The sequence below is a fragment of the Naumannella halotolerans genome (assembly GCF_004364645.1).
Taxonomy (GTDB): domain Bacteria; phylum Actinomycetota; class Actinomycetes; order Propionibacteriales; family Propionibacteriaceae; genus Naumannella; species Naumannella halotolerans.
Genome location: NZ_SOAW01000001.1, coordinates 1948470 through 1965007 on the forward strand (window position 1 = coordinate 1948470; position 16538 = coordinate 1965007).

15 protein-coding genes are annotated in these 16538 nt (G+C 67.4%); 3 read left to right on the top strand and 12 right to left on the bottom strand.

The features are described 5' to 3' along the window. Positions 1 to 50: 50 nt before the first annotated feature. A complete protein-coding gene (locus CLV29_RS09045) occupies positions 51 to 977 on the bottom strand; it encodes an aminoglycoside phosphotransferase family protein (RefSeq protein ID WP_133754577.1) in 927 nt (308 codons plus the stop codon). Between the two features lie 36 nt (positions 978 to 1013). Further along, entirely contained in the window at positions 1014 to 2093 is a 1080-nt protein-coding gene (locus CLV29_RS09050; RefSeq protein WP_133754578.1) for an adenosine deaminase, read from the bottom strand. Between the two features lie 168 nt (positions 2094 to 2261). On the opposite strand from CLV29_RS09050, the gene CLV29_RS09055 reads away from it, so the two are divergent. Together CLV29_RS09055 and CLV29_RS09060 are read left to right on the top strand one after the other, a co-directional pair. Further along, complete coding sequence (locus CLV29_RS09055; RefSeq protein WP_243831807.1) at positions 2262 to 3629, top strand: MFS transporter; 1368 nt, start codon at positions 2262 to 2264, stop codon at positions 3627 to 3629. After that, a complete protein-coding gene (locus CLV29_RS09060) occupies positions 3626 to 4360 on the top strand; it encodes a 3-hydroxybutyrate dehydrogenase (RefSeq protein ID WP_133754579.1) in 735 nt (244 codons plus the stop codon). The genes CLV29_RS09055 and CLV29_RS09060 overlap by 4 nt, the downstream gene beginning before the upstream one ends. A gap of 104 nt (positions 4361 to 4464) precedes the next feature. Here CLV29_RS09060 and CLV29_RS09065 read toward each other — a convergent pair whose 3' ends face one another. Genes CLV29_RS09065 through CLV29_RS09080 form a run of 4 tightly spaced genes read right to left on the bottom strand, consistent with a single transcriptional unit; the run spans position 4465 to position 8705 of the window. Then, positions 4465 to 5322 (bottom strand): carbohydrate ABC transporter permease, encoded by an 858-nt coding sequence (locus CLV29_RS09065; protein WP_133754580.1) that lies wholly within the window; start codon positions 5320 to 5322, stop codon positions 4465 to 4467. Next, positions 5319 to 6251, bottom strand: coding sequence for a carbohydrate ABC transporter permease (locus CLV29_RS09070; RefSeq protein ID WP_208292818.1), 933 nt, complete (start codon positions 6249 to 6251; stop codon positions 5319 to 5321). Before CLV29_RS09070 ends, CLV29_RS09065 begins: the two co-directional genes overlap by 4 nt. A 2-nt stretch (positions 6252 to 6253) precedes the next feature. Beyond that, positions 6254 to 7540, bottom strand: coding sequence for an ABC transporter substrate-binding protein (locus CLV29_RS09075; RefSeq protein WP_208292819.1), 1287 nt, complete (start codon positions 7538 to 7540; stop codon positions 6254 to 6256). 13 nt (positions 7541 to 7553) lie between these two features. After that, positions 7554 to 8705 carry an LLM class flavin-dependent oxidoreductase gene (locus tag CLV29_RS09080; RefSeq protein ID WP_133754581.1) on the bottom strand — a complete coding sequence of 384 codons (1152 nt, stop codon included), beginning with the start codon at positions 8703 to 8705 and terminating at the stop codon, positions 7554 to 7556. Between the two features lie 161 nt (positions 8706 to 8866). Here CLV29_RS09080 and CLV29_RS09085 point away from each other — a divergent pair, with 161 nt between their 5' ends. Next, on the top strand, positions 8867 to 9913 hold the full coding sequence (locus CLV29_RS09085; protein ID WP_133754582.1) for a hypothetical protein: 1047 nt from the start codon (positions 8867 to 8869) through the stop codon (positions 9911 to 9913). A gap of 97 nt (positions 9914 to 10010) precedes the next feature. Here CLV29_RS09085 and CLV29_RS09090 read toward each other — a convergent pair whose 3' ends face one another. The 6 genes from CLV29_RS09090 to CLV29_RS09115 form a co-directional block, all read right to left on the bottom strand. Next, complete coding sequence (locus CLV29_RS09090; RefSeq protein WP_133754583.1) at positions 10011 to 10556, bottom strand: type 1 glutamine amidotransferase domain-containing protein; 546 nt, start codon at positions 10554 to 10556, stop codon at positions 10011 to 10013. Between the two features lie 219 nt (positions 10557 to 10775). Beyond that, complete coding sequence (locus tag CLV29_RS09095) at positions 10776 to 11180, bottom strand: cytidine deaminase (RefSeq protein ID WP_208292913.1); 405 nt, start codon at positions 11178 to 11180, stop codon at positions 10776 to 10778. A 5-nt stretch (positions 11181 to 11185) separates the two neighbouring features. Next, the gene (locus tag CLV29_RS09100; RefSeq protein WP_243831808.1) at positions 11186 to 12607 is read right to left on the bottom strand and encodes an ABC transporter permease; all 1422 of its coding nucleotides are present in this window, start codon (positions 12605 to 12607) and stop codon (positions 11186 to 11188) included. Further along, entirely contained in the window at positions 12604 to 13854 is a 1251-nt protein-coding gene (locus tag CLV29_RS09105; protein WP_133754585.1) for an ABC transporter permease, read from the bottom strand. The genes CLV29_RS09100 and CLV29_RS09105 overlap by 4 nt, the downstream gene beginning before the upstream one ends. Beyond that, positions 13847 to 15385, bottom strand: a complete 1539-nt coding sequence (locus tag CLV29_RS09110; protein WP_133754586.1) for an ABC transporter ATP-binding protein — start codon at positions 15383 to 15385, stop codon at positions 13847 to 13849. The genes CLV29_RS09105 and CLV29_RS09110 overlap by 8 nt, the downstream gene beginning before the upstream one ends. Further along, positions 15382 to 16494 carry a BMP family lipoprotein gene (locus CLV29_RS09115; RefSeq protein ID WP_133754587.1) on the bottom strand — a complete coding sequence of 371 codons (1113 nt, stop codon included), beginning with the start codon at positions 16492 to 16494 and terminating at the stop codon, positions 15382 to 15384. The genes CLV29_RS09110 and CLV29_RS09115 overlap by 4 nt, the downstream gene beginning before the upstream one ends. Between the last annotated feature and the right edge of the window lie 44 nt (positions 16495 to 16538).

Below are 16538 nucleotides of genomic sequence, written 5' to 3' on the forward strand. Positions count from 1 at the left end.
GCCATCGAGACCCCATGACTGCATCCACTGCGGAACCGATACGACGGGGGTCAGTCCTGGACGGCCTTGGCGACGGTAATGCAGCGGGTGATCCAGGACCGATCGGCAGCATCCAGGCCTCGCCCGGTACGTTCGGCATCGGCCAGGGTCCAACCGGCGTTGATGATCATGCGGACGATCACCCAGTCCCGTGCCCGCTCCTCGTCCAGTCCGGCGGCATCGATCAGCGTGTGGAAGCGCTGGCGCAAGCCCTCCCGCAGCAGACTTCCCGTACCCAGCTCCTGCATCCGGTTGATCAACATCGGCGCAGGCTCGAACTGCGGGTCACCGGCGACCGGCTTCGGGTCGATCGCCAGCCAGGGCTCCCGGTCCGCGGCGAGGACGTTCCCGTAGTGCAGGTCGGCGTGCAGCAGACGGGCCGGTGGCGGGTCGGCCAGCAGGGAACGCCCCGTCGAGACCGCCTGTTCGACGTAGCGGTGAGGAATCGGCGCCGACCGCGGCAACCGGGCGAGGCGGTCGAGATCGGGGCTCACCCAGTCGGCGAGGTCGCCGAACCTGGGTGAAGCCGGTACGTGCAACTGCCGGTACAGCCCGGCGACCAGCTCACAGGCCTCGACATCCCAGCGCTCGGCCAGGTCGGTGCGTTCCAACCGCTCCAGCAGCAACGCCCTTCGCCTCGGGTCGGCGCGTAGCAACCGGACCGCCCCGGCGCCGTCCCAGGTCCGCAGCGCCAACGGCTCATCGACGCTCTCGGTGTCCCCGTCGTAGGCCAGCTTCAGCACCGCCGGCCGGCCGTCGTCGAGGACCGGCAGCACCAAGGAGGCATGGCCGTGCCAGGCATGCTCCCCGTCGCGACGCAGCCCCCACTCGTCCAGCACCGCGGCCGCCCGGGCGGGCAGGGCGTCCAGCCAGGTCTGCCAGGACTCGCCGAGCACCGATCGGGCGAGCAACCCGGGAGGGAGGACGATCGGGCTCATCGGCACCACCGGGCGACCTCACGGCCGGAACAGCTCTCAGCCGGCGGTACGCAGCCGCGCATAACCCGGTTTGATCACCTCGTTGATCAGGGCGAGTCGCTGATCATGGGGCAGGAAGGCCGACTTGGCCGAGTTCAGGGTGATCCATTCGATGGTGTCGAGGTCGTAGCCGAACGCCTCGCTGAGCAGGGAGAACTCGCGGCTCAGCGAGGTCCGGCTCATCAACCGGTTGTCGCAACTGACCGTCACCCGCATCCCGGCCCGCACCAGCACGTCGATCGGGTGCTCGGCGATGCTGGGGGCGATCCCGGTCTGCAGATTCGACGACGGGCACACCTCCAGCGGGATCCGAAGGTCCCGGATGTAGGCGGCCATCCGACCGAGTTGCAGCCCGTCGGCCGTCTCGGAGATGTCGTCGACCAGCCGTACCCCGTGGCCGATCCGCTGCGCCCCGCACAGATGGACCGCCTCCCAGATGGAGCGCACCCCGTGGGCCTCCCCGGCATGCACGGTGAAGCGGGCATTGGCCGCCCGCAGGCGGTCGAAGGAACGCTGGTGGCGACTCGGCGGGAAGCCGTCCTCGGGGCCGGCGATGTCGAAACCGGCGACCGAGTCGTCGCGATAACGGACCGCCAGGTCGGCGATGTCCAGCACATCCACGTGCTGGCGCATCCCGGTGATGATCTGCCGGGCGATGATGTCGTGGCCCGCCTCGGCGGCTGTCTGCATCCCCTCGGCGAGCCCGTCGCGTACCGCCTCGATCGCCTCGCCCAGCCCCAGGCCGGGCCCGACATGTTGCGCCGGTGCCCAGCGGGCCTCGGCGTAGACCACCCCGTCGGCTGCCTGGTCCTCGACGAACTCCTTGGCCACGCGGTGCAGCGCCGAGGCGGTCCGAGTCACCGCGATCGTGTGGTCGAAGGTCTCCAGGTAACGCACCAGGGTCCCGGAGTCGGCCGCTTCGAAGAACCAGTCGCCCAGGGACTCGGCATCGGCGGCCGGCAGTTCGTGGCCGACCTCGGCGGCCAGGTCGATCACCGACTGTGGCCGCAACCCACCGTCGAGATGATCATGCAGAGCGACCTTCGGTGCGGCACGCAGGGTGTGGATGTCGACCATGGAGGCAGGCTACTCGTCAGCTCCCGGGCTCGGAGGCTGCACACCCCACCCCTGTGCATCGATGCACATCCGGCGTGCATTGCTGGCCACCGAGAGTGCGTTGATCCCCAGACCCGATCAGCCATAGTGTGCTCGCAGTTCCCTTCGAGACTGACAAGGAGCTCAACGATGAGCACAATCCCTGCCGCTCCGTCGAAGCAGACCCAGCTTCGCCGTGTGGTCGCCGCCTCCATGGCCGGCACGATCGTCGAGTGGTACGAGTTCTTCCTCTACGCCTCGGCCGCCACCCTGGTCTTCAGCCACATCTTCTTCCCCGAGTCCGACAATCCGCTGGTCAACGTCATGTACGCGTTGGGCACCTATGCGGTCGGCTTCATCGCCCGCCCGTTGGGCGGGATCGTCTTCGGCCACTTCGGCGACAAATACGGCCGGAAGAAGCTGCTGCAGTTGAGCATCATCCTGGTCGGCGCGGCCACCTTCCTGATGGGGTGCATCCCCAGCTACGACACGATCGGCCCGCTGGCCATCGGGATCCTGATCTTCCTCCGTCTGCTGCAGGGATTCGCCGTCGGCGGCGAATGGGGCGGCGCGGTGCTGCTCGTGGCCGAGCACTCACCCAAGGAGCAACGCGGCTTCTGGGCCAGCTGGCCGCAGTCGGCGGTGCCGCTGGGCAACCTGCTCGCCACGGCGGTGCTGTTCATCCTCAGCGCCACCCTCACCAGCGAACAGTTCCTGGCCTGGGGCTGGCGGATCGCCTTCTGGCTGTCGGTGGTGATCGTGATCGTCGGCTACTACATCCGGACCAAGGTCAACGACGCACCGATCTTCGAGGCTGCCAAGGCCGAGATCCAGGAAGGTGGTGCCGGTTACGGCGCGATCGAGGTCTTCAAGCGCTTTCCCCGCGGGGTCTTCACCGCCATGGGCCTGCGCCTGCTGGAGAACGTCTTCTACTACCTGCTGGTGACCTTCACCATCACCTACCTGACCTTCTCGGTCGATCTGGGGCAGAGCGACGTCCTCGGGTTGCTGTTGGTCGGCCACATCTTCCACGCGATCGCCGTACCGCTGATCGGCAAACTCACCGACCGGATCGGACGCAAACCGGTCTACGCCGTCGGTACGGTGCTGGCCGCGACCTGGGGCTTCTGGGCCTACCGGCTCTACGACACCGGCCAGGATCTCTACATCGGCATCGCCCTGGTCGCCGGCCTGTTGTTCCACGGGCTGATGTATGCCGGACAGCCTGCGATCATGGCCGAGATGTTCCCCACCCGGATGCGCTACTCCGGAGTCTCCATCGGTTACCAGCTGACCGCGATCGTCGCCGGCTCGCTGGCGCCGATCATCGCCACCGCCCTGCTGAATCGGTACGAGAGCTCCACCCCGATCGCGATCTATCTGCTGATCTGTGGCGTGATCACCATGATCGCGGTGATCGCCTACCGGGAGACCAAGGGCCTGGACCTGCACGAGCTGGACAAGGCCGATGACGACTACCGGGCCGACCTGCGCGCCAAGCAGCAGGACGCGCTGTGAGCCGACGGGTACTCGTCACCGGCGGTGGTCAGGGTCTGGGAGCTGCCATCTCCCGGGCCCTGGCCGTCGGCGGGAATCGGGTGATCGTCGCCGACCGCGATGCCGAACATGCCGAGGCCGTGGCCGGTGAGATCGGCGGTGAGGCCTGGGTGGTCGACCTGTCCGACACCGAGGCACTGGACGATCTCTCGCTCGAGGTCGACATCCTGGTCAACAACGCCGGGATCCAGCGGATCCACCCGATCGAGGAGTTCCCGCCCGAGGAGTGGCGGCTGATCATGCGGGTGATGCTGGAGACCCCCTACCTGCTGACCCGGGCGGCGCTGCCGTACATGAAGCATCAGGGATGGGGACGGGTGATCAACATCTCCTCGGTGCACGGGCTGCGGGCGTCTGCCTTCAAGAGCGCCTATGTCGCGGCCAAACACGGTCTGCAGGGGCTGACCAAGACCACGGCGCTGGAGGGCGGACCGTTCGGGATCACCGCCAACACGGTGAATCCCGGCTATGTTGGGACCGCCCTGGTGACCTCGCAGATCGCCGACCAGGCGCGCAGCCGTGGGATCACCGAGGAGCAGGTGACCGATCAGGTGTTCCTCGCCAAGTCTGCGATCAAGCGCCTGGTCGAACCCGAGGAGGTCGCTGCGCTGGTCCGCTTCCTGGCCTCCGACGAGGCAGCGATGATCACCGGTGCGGCGCACAGCATGGACGCCGGCTGGTCGGCGGGCTGATCGGCCGGAGTCATCGATCCCCGTCGGCCACCGACGGGGATCGCGACACCCGACGAAGACGGACACCGCGAAGCCGGTCCTGCACTGCGACCTCGACGCCGGGCTCAGCCCTTCAACGATCCGGCCGTCATCCCGGCCACGAACCACCGCTGCAGGAACACATAGGCCACGACCATCGGGATGCTGGCGATGATCACCCCGGCGAACAGCATCGGATAGTTGGTGCTGTACTCCCCCTTGAAGTCCAGCAGTGCCTTCGGCAGCGTCGCCTTCTCCGGATCGGTGATGAACAACAGCGGGTACAACAGATCGTTCCAGTGCATCACGAACAGGAAGATCGCCACCGCCGCCACCGACGGTGCCGAGATGGGCAGCGCGATCTGCCAGAAGATGTGCCAATTCGAGGCGCCGTCGACCTCCGCGGCCTCGAACAGCTCCTTCGGCAGGGTCTGGAAGAAGCCGGTGAGGATGAAGATCGCCACCGAACAGGTGACGGCGATGTTGATCAGGATCAACCCCAGCAACGAGTTCGTCAGCCCGAGCTGCCGGAAGATCACGTACTGCGGGATCATCGCCACCTGTGCGGGAACTGCCAGACCGAGCGCGAACAGCACATAGATCACGGTGCCTGCCCGACCTCCGAGCCGGACGATCGCGAACGAGGCCAGGGAAGTCAGCAACAAGGTCGCACTGACCGAGACCACAGTGACGATCGCCGAGTTGGCCAGACTGCGACCCAGTCGGTCACCGCCGAGCAGCTCGGTGAAGTTCGACATGGTCGGATCGGTGGGCAGGCCGAACGGATCGGCATACATCTGCGTGGTCGTCTTCAAGGCGGTGAAGACCACCACCGCCAGCGGTACGACGATCAGCACCGCATAGATCGCCAGCACGATCCAGCGGGGCAACTCGGTGAGATCCCGGCGGCGGCGACGCCCGGGTACGGTTTCGCCGACGCTCATCGGTCACCGCCTCCCGAGGCCAGGGCGACGGCCCTGCGCTGCAGCACCGTGATCACCGCGATCAACACGACGAAGATCACCGACTGCGCGGCGGCGTAACCCATCTCGAAGTTTCGGAACGCCGAGGTGTAGATCAGCGTGGACAGGATCTCGGTGGCGTAGTTCGGCCCGCCGCCGGTGGAGGCGATGATCAGGTCGAAGGCCTTGAACGACTGGATCGTGGTGTAGGCGACGACGATCATGGTGGCCGGCCGAACCAGCGGGAAGGTGACCTGGCTGAACTGCTGCCACCGGCCGGCACCGTCGATCGCCGCGGCGTCGTACAACTCCTCCGGGATCTGTTGCAGCCCGGCGATGAACACCACCATCATCTGCCCGGTGTGGAACCAGATCTGGGCGATCGCCAGGTAGTAGATCGCCAGCTGCTGATCACCCAGCCACGGCTGCTGCAGACTCTGCAGCCCGACACCGGCCAGCAACCGGTTGGCCAGGCCGAAGGTCGGGTCGTAGATGAAGGTCCAGATGAACGCGACCGAGACCGAGGACAGGATCGTGGGGAAGAAGAACAGGGCCCGCAGCGCCACCGAGGTACGGCTGTTCCGCACCAACATCAGCGCCAACAGCAAGGACAGCACGGTCTGGCCGATGACCACGGTGAGCATGAACTTGAACGAATTGCCCACCGCCTTGGCGAAGACGCTGTCATTGGTCAGCAGGTTCGTGTAGTTGTCCAACCCGACATTGGTGTATCCCGCCGAGATCCCGTCCCAGTCGGTCAGCGAGTAGTGCACCGCCTGCACCGTCGGCCAGAGCACGAACCACAGGTAGATCACCGCGGCCGGGGCGAGGAAGACCAGCAGCAGCGGGTCGACCCGCCGGCGGTGCCGACGTCGGATCGCGCCGGCCGGAACCCGGGCCGGCGCGGTCACGCTCAGCGGTTCTCCTCGACCAGCTTCTGTGCCTGTTCGGCAGCCTGTTCCGGGCTGGCGCCGGTGGCGACGGCGACCAGGGAGTTCTCGATCGCCGACCGGATGTCCAGGTTCAGGAACTGGAAGCGTGGTGCCAACAGGTTGTTCCGGGTGGCCCAGGGTGCCAGTGCCTGCAGATCGGCGTTCTCGTACTCCACGCCGCTGACCGTGACGTGCTGGGAGGTGCCGTTGGCATAGACCGCGGCATTCTCCGGCTGGGACAGGAACTCCACCCAGGCCAGGGCGCCGGCAGCGTTGCCTGCTGCGGAGTTCACTCCGAGGATGAAGGTGGAGTTGAAGATGCCCTCGTACTTCGGCTGTTCGTCGGCGCTGTTGGTCATCAAGGGGGCGAACTCCAGGCCGAACTCTCCCCCGGCCTCGCGTACCTGTCCGATCTGGTAACTGCCGGTCGGCAGGATCGCCGCCTCCCCCTGGCTGAACTGGGCGAGCACCCCATCGACCCCGGCACCGGCGAAGTTATCCTGGAAGTACCCCGACAACTCCTTGAACTGCGTCAGCGCCGCGATCCACCAGTCGTCGGTTGCGGCGTAGCGACCGTCCTCGATCCCGGCGAACATGTCGTCGCTCGGCCCATGGTTCATCACCAGCGAGTTGATGATCTGGAACGCGTTGGCGGGGTCGTTGCCCGGCCAGGCGATCGGCACCACGCCGATACCGCGCAGCTTGTCCAGCGCATCCAACCAGGCGTCCCAGTCGGCCGGCGCCTGACTGAGGCCGGCTCGTTCGGCCAGGTCGGTGTTCAGCAGGGGCATGTTGAAGATCAACTGGTACGGAAAGCCCAGCTGGCTGCCGCCGGAGGCACCCGGAGTGATCAGGTTCGCCTCGTAGTTGCCACCGAAGGCGGCATCACTGAGATCGGCGAACAGCCCCAACTCGGCGAACTGGTTGAACTGCGCACCGGCCAGCGCGGTCAGGGAATCACCGATCGCACCGTCGCGGGCCTTCTGCGCGGCCGTCGACTGGTACTGCTCGGACGGATCGATGGTCTGGGTCAGCTCGACCCCGGCGTGCGCCGCCACGAAGGAGGCGGCCAGCTCGTCCAGGATCGCCTTGTCCTCGTTGCGCCAGTGGTAGAAGTTCACCTCACCGGTGATTTCACCCCCGGACTCGACCGGGTCGGCTGCGCCACCGGTGGTGCTGCCGGGACCGCCGCAGCCGAGGGTGGCGGCGATCCCGAGACCGGCCAAGGAGCCCAGCATCCCGCGACGGGTGATGGTTTTCGCAGTCATCGTCGACCTTCCCTCAGAACCCGGCAACCAGCCGGTTCGTACGTACCATAGCCGCCCGACGGGCGGCGAACCGAGGCAGCACCTCGGCGCCGACTCGAGCAGCCTCCTCGCGGTGTGGATATCCGGAGAGGATGAACTCGTCGATGCCGAGGTCGGCGTACTCGACCAATCGGTCGACCACCTGGTCGTGACTGCCGACGATGGCGGTGCCCACCCCCTCACGGACCAACCCGATACCGGTCCACAGATTCGGCGCGATGGTCAGGTCGGCCACATCGGCGGGTACGTCGGTGCTGCGCAGGCCGCGCATCCGGGCCTGCCCGACCGAATCCATCGCCTGCAGCCGCTGCTGCACCTTGGCGACCACCTCGGGGGCGAAACCGGCCTGCATCTGCGCCGCCACCTGCCAGGCCTCCTCGGCGGTGTCCCGACTGATCACATGCACCCGCAGACCGAAACCGATCGGCCGCTCGCCGGCCAGCTCCCGTACCCGCGCGATCCGGGGAGCCAGTTCGGCGGGCGGTTCGGCCCACAAGAGATAGCTGTCGGCCGCCTTCGCGGCGACTTCCAGCGCGGCATCGGAGGCGCCACCGAAGAAGATCGGCACCGGTGCTCCGGCCGGCGCCACGAGCTGGGCGCCGACCAGCCGCAGATGCCGTCCCTGCAGATCGACCCGCTCCCCCTGCAACAGCGGGGTCAGCGCCTGCAACACCTCGTCGGTGATCTCGTACCGTTCGTCGTGGGCGACATGGCTGCCGTAGGCGGCCTGCTCGGCCGGGTCCCCGCCGGTGACGACATTCAGGATGATCCGGTCCCCGTGCAGTTTCCGGAAGGTGTCGGCCTGCTGGGCGAGCAGGGTCGCCGAGGACAGACTCGGCCGAAGGGCGACGATGAAACCGAGCCGTTCGGTCCGGGCGGCGATCGCCGAGCAGACCACCCACGGGTCCGGGCAGCCGATGCCGACAGGGGTCAGCGCGGAGTGGAAACCACCACGCTCGGCCGCCTGTGCCACCTCGGTCAGGTAGCTCAGGTCGGCCTCCCGGGCGCCGGCCCGCGGTCCGGACCGGAATGCCGGAACGACTCCGGGGGTCGAGGCGTCGCCGCGAGTCGGCAGGAACCAGTGGAATCGGGTCGTTCCGAGGCGGGTCGGTACATGATCAACCATGAACACGAGTCTATTGATCGAGTTTGTGTAGATGGTGGACCGTCTCCCGGTTCGAGACGACGCCCTCCCATGTTGACTGTAACCGGGGGTCCGCAGCGCGGCGGGATAGCCTCGGCACATGGACCGTCCGATCGCCGAGCTGCCCACCCGGACCGCAGCCGATGGCCGACGAGTGCACTGACCGACAGCCGCCGGCCGAGCGCAACTGGGAGTTGCTGGACGAACCGACCAGCGGCTCCCGGACGGCCGTTCGCGAGGGCTCGTGGAAACCGCAGCCCGTCCCCCGGATCCGGCCGAGGTTCACCGCGGCCGACCGGCGAGTGGGTCTGGTCCTGGCCGGCCTGCTCGCGTTCGTCGCGGTCTGCGGTCTCACCCTGCCCGGTCTGATGGGCACCACCCACCCCGATTACCGGGCGGCCTGTGCGAGCCTGCCGATCGAACCGGTACGTGCCCTGCTCGGCCCCGATGCACGGGCGGAGGGATTCAGCGCCTCGACCTTTCACTGGCAGTGCGGGTTCGCAAGCACCTCCAATGCCGGGTTCTCGTCGCTGACGCTGACCGCGAGGTACGACCGGGACGATTCACACCTGGAGGGCGCCGAGCCGGTCGAGGTCGCGGGCACGGATCGGGCCGGCCTGGTCATCGACGACAGCTGGGCCGCTTTGTGGACACTGACCGATGCGATCGCCTACGACATCGATCTGCAGGGGCCCGTGGTCTCCCAGCCGCTGTCCGCACAGGACCTGCTGGCCGTCGGCAACGCCTGGGTGCCGCGGCTCACCGAGCTCGGCATCAGCCAGCGGGACGTGCGTGATGCCGCCGGCGATCCCTGCCGGGACGTGATCGCCCGGCCGGTCGAGTCGGCGTTCGATCGGCCGGTCGTCGTCAGCGGGATCTGGCAGGAGGTCGGAACGAGCAGCTGCACGGTCTACGACGCCCTGACGGTCGAACCATTGACCGAGATCACCTGGGACCGTGACCCCGCGCGGGAGGTGTACGACGCCGCATTGCGTCCCCTCCCCACGGATGCACCCGGGCTTCGCGGACCGTACGAGGGGTCGTCGATCCCTCGGGGCAGACGTGCGATCGCCCACCGCGACGGTGTCACGGTGGGCGTCACCTTCCCGGACCGGGAGTTCCGCGATGGCCGGCTGCCGGAGACGTTGATCAACTCCGCCGCCCGCCGGATCCCGCCCGATCTGGACTGACGATCCCAGCCCGACCGCGAGTGACGGACCCGGATGAACCGATCCCGGCCGCACCGCAGTGCGGTCCGCCGGGGCCGGGGTCGCGGGACCGTGTCGGTCAGCCGTTCAGTTCGTCGATCACTGCGGTGTTGAAGGCCTTCAGGTCACCGGGGTTCCGGGAGGTGATCAGCACCCAGCCGTTCGCCGGGCAACGCTTCACCTCCTGATCCACCCAATTGGCCCCGGCGTTCTCCAGGTCGATCTTGACGCTCTCGTAGGAGGTCAGCGTCTTGCCCTTCGCCACACCGGCGTCGATCAGCGCCCACGGCGCGTGACAGATGGCGGCGATCGGCTTGCCTGCGTCGGCGAACTCGTTGATCAGCCGCTGGCTGTCGGCGTTGCCGCGCAACGTGTCGGCATTGACGGTCCCACCGGGCAATACCAAGATGTCGTATCCATCGGCGGAGACACCCTCCAGGCTGCCGTCGGGCTCGTAGGTGGAGGCCCAGTCCTTGTCGCCGGTGACGGTCTGCACCGTCTTGCCCGAGGTGCTCAGGACGCTCACCTCGACTCCGGCCTCGGTGAGCGCGGACACCGGCTCGAGGAGCTCAGGCTCCTCCACGCCGAAATCGGTAACTGCAATCAGTGCTCGTGAATTGGCCATGTCTTCGAGGCTACCCGCGGCCCCGGGAGCTGCCCAAGGGCCAGGATCCTGGTAGCACGGCATGCCGTCGGGTGGTTACCGCATCCAGCCGGGGTCGGCGATGGCATGCAGGCGTCCACGGCCACGACATTTCAGGTCGTCATTCGGCCACTGCTGCCGTATCCGGCAGCTGCGACCGGATGACGACCACAAATGCCCGGCCCGGATCGTGCCCCGGGGTCAGCCGCGTTCTGCCCAGGCGTCCAGATCGTCGGAGCCGAAGGCATAGGGCAGGATCCTGCTCATGGGCACCGGGCCGTCCGGACTGTCGACCAGCAGCTCCGGGCCGCCGTGCTCCCACAACAGCTGGCGGCAGCGCCCGCAGGGCATCAGCAGCTGGCCGGCACCGTCGACACAGGCGAAGGCGATCAGCCGTCCACCGCCGGTCGCCGCCAGTTCGGAGATCAGACCGCATTCGGCGCACAAGGTCACCCCGTAGGCGGCATTCTCCACATTGCACCCGGCGACCATCCGGCCGTCGTCGACCAGCGCCGCTGCCCCGACCGGGAACTTCGAATAAGGCACGTAGGCGCGTGCGGTGAGGTCACGCGCACGCGCCCGCAGTGCCTCGAAGTCGACCTCCAAGGCACTCACTCGCTCTTGTCGAACGGCTTGCCGCTGGCTGCCGGGGAACGCACCCGGCCGACCAGCCCGGCGACGGCGATGATCGTGGCGATGTAGGGCAGCATCAACAGGAACTGGCTCGGCACCGGAGTGCCCAGGGTCTGCACCTGCGAGGCGAGCTGGGTGACGAAGCCGAAGAACAGCGCCATCAGCGTCGCCCAGATCGGATGCCAGCGCCCCATGATCAACGCAGCCAGGGCGATGAAGCCGTTGCCACCGGTCATGTCCTTGATGAACGCGCCACTGAAGCCGATGGTGAAGAAGGCGCCACCCAGGCCGCCGAAGACTCCGGCCAGCAGGACCGCCGACCAACGGACCCGGTTGACGTTCACACCGACGGTGTCGGCAGCCTCGGGGTGTTCACCGACCGCCCGGACCCGCAGGCCCCACTTGGTCCGAAAGACCAGGAACCAGACGAAGATCACCGCAGCCACCGCGAGATAGACCAGGGCGGTCTGCTCGAACAGCACCGAACCGAAGAACGGGATGTCGGAGAGCAGCGGGATCGCGATCTGCTTCATGATCGGCGGCGAGTTGAACGCGCTCGTGTCCTCCTGCACCAACTGGTCGAAGAGGAATCCGGTGATACCGGAGGCGAACAGGTTCAACACGACACCGAGGACGACCTGGTCGACCTTGAAGTTGATCGAGAACACCGCCAGCAGGGCCGACATGGCGACGCCGCCGAGAACCGCCGCGATCAATCCCGTGGTCAGCGCCACCGCATTCGAGGCGCCGGCCTCGGAAGCGATCGAGGCACACAGTGCGGCGGTGAAGGCTGCGGTCAGGAACTGACCCTCGATGGCGACGTTGACCACACCGGCTCGTTCACACAGCACACCGCACAGCGCACCCAGGATCAGCGGCGTGGCGAAGGTCAACGTTCCGCTGATCTGATTGCTCAGCGGGAACGGCAGGTCACGGCCGGCCGCAGCCCAGGTGAGGAACCCGAGCAGGACCGCCACCGCGGCGATCGTCCCGAGCAGACGCATCCAGCGGCGGAACTGCTTGCCGTACAGGTAGCCGACGGCGACCCCGACCAGCAGCAGACCGCAGATCAGCACCGTCGGCTGACCGGGCAGGGTGATCGTCGGCAACTGCACCGTGTCGAAGGCATTCGACAAGGCGAAGTGCGCCGCACCGGCCGTGGAGGTCAGGGCCAGCGCGAGCAGCACGACCCCCACCACACCGATCAGGACGCCGACCGATCGACGCTGGCTGCGGGCCTGCGCCGACTCCAGCCGGACCGGATCCTGCTCGGCCTGCGGAGCAACGCTCTGTCCGTCCTTGCCTCGGCGCTCGACCGACTCGTGCGGCTTCACCGGACCGGCCGTCGACTCGTCGACCATCGACCGACCCTCCTCCGGGTTCTCCTCCTGCGGGCTCATGCCGGTGCCCCCCGTCGTCCGGCGGGTCGCAGCAGCAGTGTGATGAACGGGGCGACGGTACGCACCAGCGCCGGCGCCGCGACGAACAACACGATCAGGGCCTGCAGCACCACGGTCAGCGTCAGCGGGGTCTGGGCCACCGACTGCATCGACAGCCCGCCGGCCTTGAGTGCGCCGAAGAGCAGGCCGGCGAAGACCACACCGCCCGGCTTGGAGCGACCGAGCAACGCCACCGTGATCGCGTCGAACCCGACCGTGCCGACCAGGCCCGCGCTCAGCGGCACCGCGGTACCGCCTGCACCGGGTGCCAACGCCGCCTGGGCGCCGGCCAGACCTCCGAGACCACCGGCGATCATCATCGTCAGCACGGTGGTCCGGGCGACCGAGATGCCGGCGGTGGCGGCGGCGTGCGGGTTGGCACCGACCGCCCGGATCGAGAACCCGAGGGTGGAACGGTCCAACAGCCACCACATCCCGACCGCCGCGAGGACGGCCAGGAAGAATCCGAGATGCAGCCGGGTCCCCTCGATCCGCGGCATGGTGGCGAACCAGTCGATGATCGGCGAGATCGGGTCGGTACGCCCGGGCCGCTGGAAGGCGGTGGTGGTCAACAGCCAGGCGAGCAGACCGGAGGCGATGTAGTTGAGCATGATCGTGACGATCACCTCGTGGGCACCGAACCGGGCCTTCAGGAATCCGGCGATGCCGCCCCACAGGGCACCGGCGAGGAAACCACCGATGATCGCCAACAGCAGGGCCAGGTACCAGATGCCGGTGATCGAGAAACCGACCCAGGCGGCAACGATCGCCCCGACCACGGCCTGGCCCTGGGCGCCGATGTTGAACAGACCGGCTCGGAAGGCCAATGCCACACCCAGACCGGCGCAGATCAGCGGTGCCGCCTGGGCAGTCGTCTCGGCCAGTGGCCGCAATCCGCCGATCGAACCGGCCACCAGTGCCGAGTAGGCGCCGGAGACCTTCTCCCACGACGCCCCCAGGGGAAGCTCGGGCGCGGTGAACAGGTACGCGTACTGACTGATCACGGCCGGATCGGAGATGATCATCAGGACCGCGCCGACCAGGAAGGCGAGGATGATCGCGATCAAGGTCGTCAGCGCATCGGCGTACCAGGTGCGCCGCCGGTTCACATCCGAGAGGAAGGCCCGCAGCCCTCCCCGCCCACCCGGCGGGGTCGAGGCACCGCCGCCGGTCAGCGCGGGCTCGGTCGGTGCGAGTTGATCAGACATTGCTGCTCGCCTCCTCGTAGGGAACACCGGCCATCATCAGACCGAGCACTTCGCGGCCGGTGTCACCGGGGACGATGCCCACCACGCGTCCGCGATACATCACCGCGATCCGGTCCGACAGGGCCAGGATCTCATCGAGTTCGGTGGAGATGATCACGACCGGGGTCCCCTTGTCGCGCTCGTCGACGATCCGTTTGTGCAGGAACTCGATGGCGCCGACATCGACCCCGCGGGTCGGTTGCGAGGCCACCAACAGCGACAGCGGGCGGGAGAGTTCACGGGCGAGCACGACCTTCTGCTGGTTACCTCCCGACAGCGACTGCACCGGCGTCGCTGCCGAGCCGGTACGGATGTCGAACTCCTCGATCAACTTCGCAGCGTTGTCGGCGATCGCGCGACCGTTCAGTGCCAACCCGCGAGCGAACGGCGGTCGATCGAACTGGTTCAGGATCAGGTTCTCCGAGACCGAGAAGGGACCGACGAATCCGTCGTGCTTGCGGTCCTCGGGCACGAATCCGATCCCGGCCTCGATGGCCTGTTTCGGGCTCAGCTGGGTGATGTCGCGCCCGTCGAGGACGATCGACCCGCTGTTCACCGGCGCCAGCCCGATCAGGGCATCGGCGAGTTCGGACTGTCCGTTGCCCTGTACCCCGGCCAGGCCGAGGATCTCCCCGCCCTCGACCTCGAAGCTGACCTCGTCGACGACCACCAGGCCCGAGGGCGAGGTCATCGTCAGGTCATTGATCTGCAGCCGGGCTCCGGTCGGCCGCGCCGGTTCCTTGTCCACGGTGAGGCTGATCGCCCGACCGACCATCATCTCGGCGAGCTCTGCCTCGGTGGCGCCCGGTTCTGCCTCACCGACCACCGCGCCGCGGCGGATCACGGTGGTACGGTCGGCGACCTCGCGTACCTCACGAAGTTTGTGGGTGATGAAGACCAGGGCCTTGCCCTCGTCCCGCAGTTCGCGCATGACGGTGATCAACTCGTCGATCTCCTGCGGCGTCAGCACCGCGGTCGGCTCGTCGAAGATCAAGTAGTCGGCGTCATTGGCCAGTGCCTTGATGATCTCCACCCGCTGCTGCACACCGACAGGCAGGTCCTCGACCACGGCATCGGGATCGACCGACAGTTTGTACCGCTCGGAGAGCTCCCGGACCCGGGTGCGTGCACGATTCGCGCTCAGCACACCGGCGGTGCTCTCCTCCCGGCCGAGCATCAGGTTCTCGGCCACGGTGAACGGCTCGACCAGCATGAAGTGCTGGTGCACCATGCCGATCCCGCGCGCCATCGCGTCCTTGGGATTGTCGATCCGGATCGGCCGGCCGTCGATCAGGATCTCTCCCTCATCGGGCTGCAGCAGCCCGTAGAGGACATTCATCAGGGTCGACTTGCCGGCGCCGTTCTCCCCCAGCAGGCAGTGGATCTCGCCGGGACGGATCAGCAGGTCGATGCCGGAGTTGGCAACGACCGGGCCGAAGCGCTTGGTGATCCCTCGCAGCTCCAGCCCGGTCGTCGTTGTGGATTCGGTCATCCCTGGGGCTGTGCCGCGGACTCGATGGTGATCTCGCCGGCGACGATCTGGCCCTTCAGGGTCTCGATCTCGGTCTTCAGCTCCTCGGGAATGGTGGACTCCGCCTCGTGGTACGGCGAGAGACCGGTGCCGTCGTTCTCCAGGGTGCCGACATAGGCCTCGTTGGTGAACTGATCGTTGAACGAATCGGTGATCGCCTGCTGCACGGCCAGGTCCATGCCCTTGTAGACCGAGGTCAACAAGATGTCGCAGTAGCTCTCGGCGCTCTCACAACCGTCGGTGTCGACCCAGATGCCGCGGACATCGCCGCCACTCTGCTGGGCGACCTGCAGCGCACCCTCACCGGCCGGTCCAGCGACCGGCAGGATCACGTCGGCGCCCTGGCTGGCCAGGTTCTGCGCGGTCTGCTGTCCGCCCTGGACGTTCTCGAACGGGGTGTCACCGGGGACGAACTGTCCGTCCTGGGCCTCGGAGTCCCAGCCCAGTACCTGGACGTCGGTGCCCTTCTGCTGATTGTAGTACTCCACACCCTGGGCGTAGCCGTCCATGAAGATGGTCACGGTCGGGATGTTCTGGCCACCGAAGGTGCCGACCTTGGCGGTCTGCGAGACACCTGCGGCCAGGTATCCGGCGAGGAAGCTGGATTCGGCGGTGTTGAACTCCAGCGGCTTCAGGTTGTCCAGGTCCTCGTAACCCTCCGGTGCCGCGTCGACGATCGCGAAGTCGACATCGGGGTTGGCCTCCGCGGCAGCCATCGTGTCATCGGCCAGCAGGAAGCCGACGGTGACGATCACACCACAACCGGCATCGACCATCTGCTGGATGTTCTGGGCGAAGTCGGCGGTACTGGTCGACTCGATCTCGTTGGTCTCGATGCCCAGCGCCGAGGCGGCGTCGGTCATGCCCTTGTGGGAGGTCTGGTTGAACGACTTGTCGTCGAAGCCGCCGGAGTCCGAGACCATGCAGGCGGTGAAATCGGACGTCGCCGCGGTGCTACCGCCGGTGGCCTCCCCGCCGGGCTCGGTCTCCCCGGGAGGTGCGGCACATCCGGCCATCGCCAGGGCAAGTGCGCCAACCGTCGTACCGGCGGCGAGGAATGACTTCTTCATGTATGCGACTCCTGAACATCGGTGGGTTCTCCCACATGACAGGG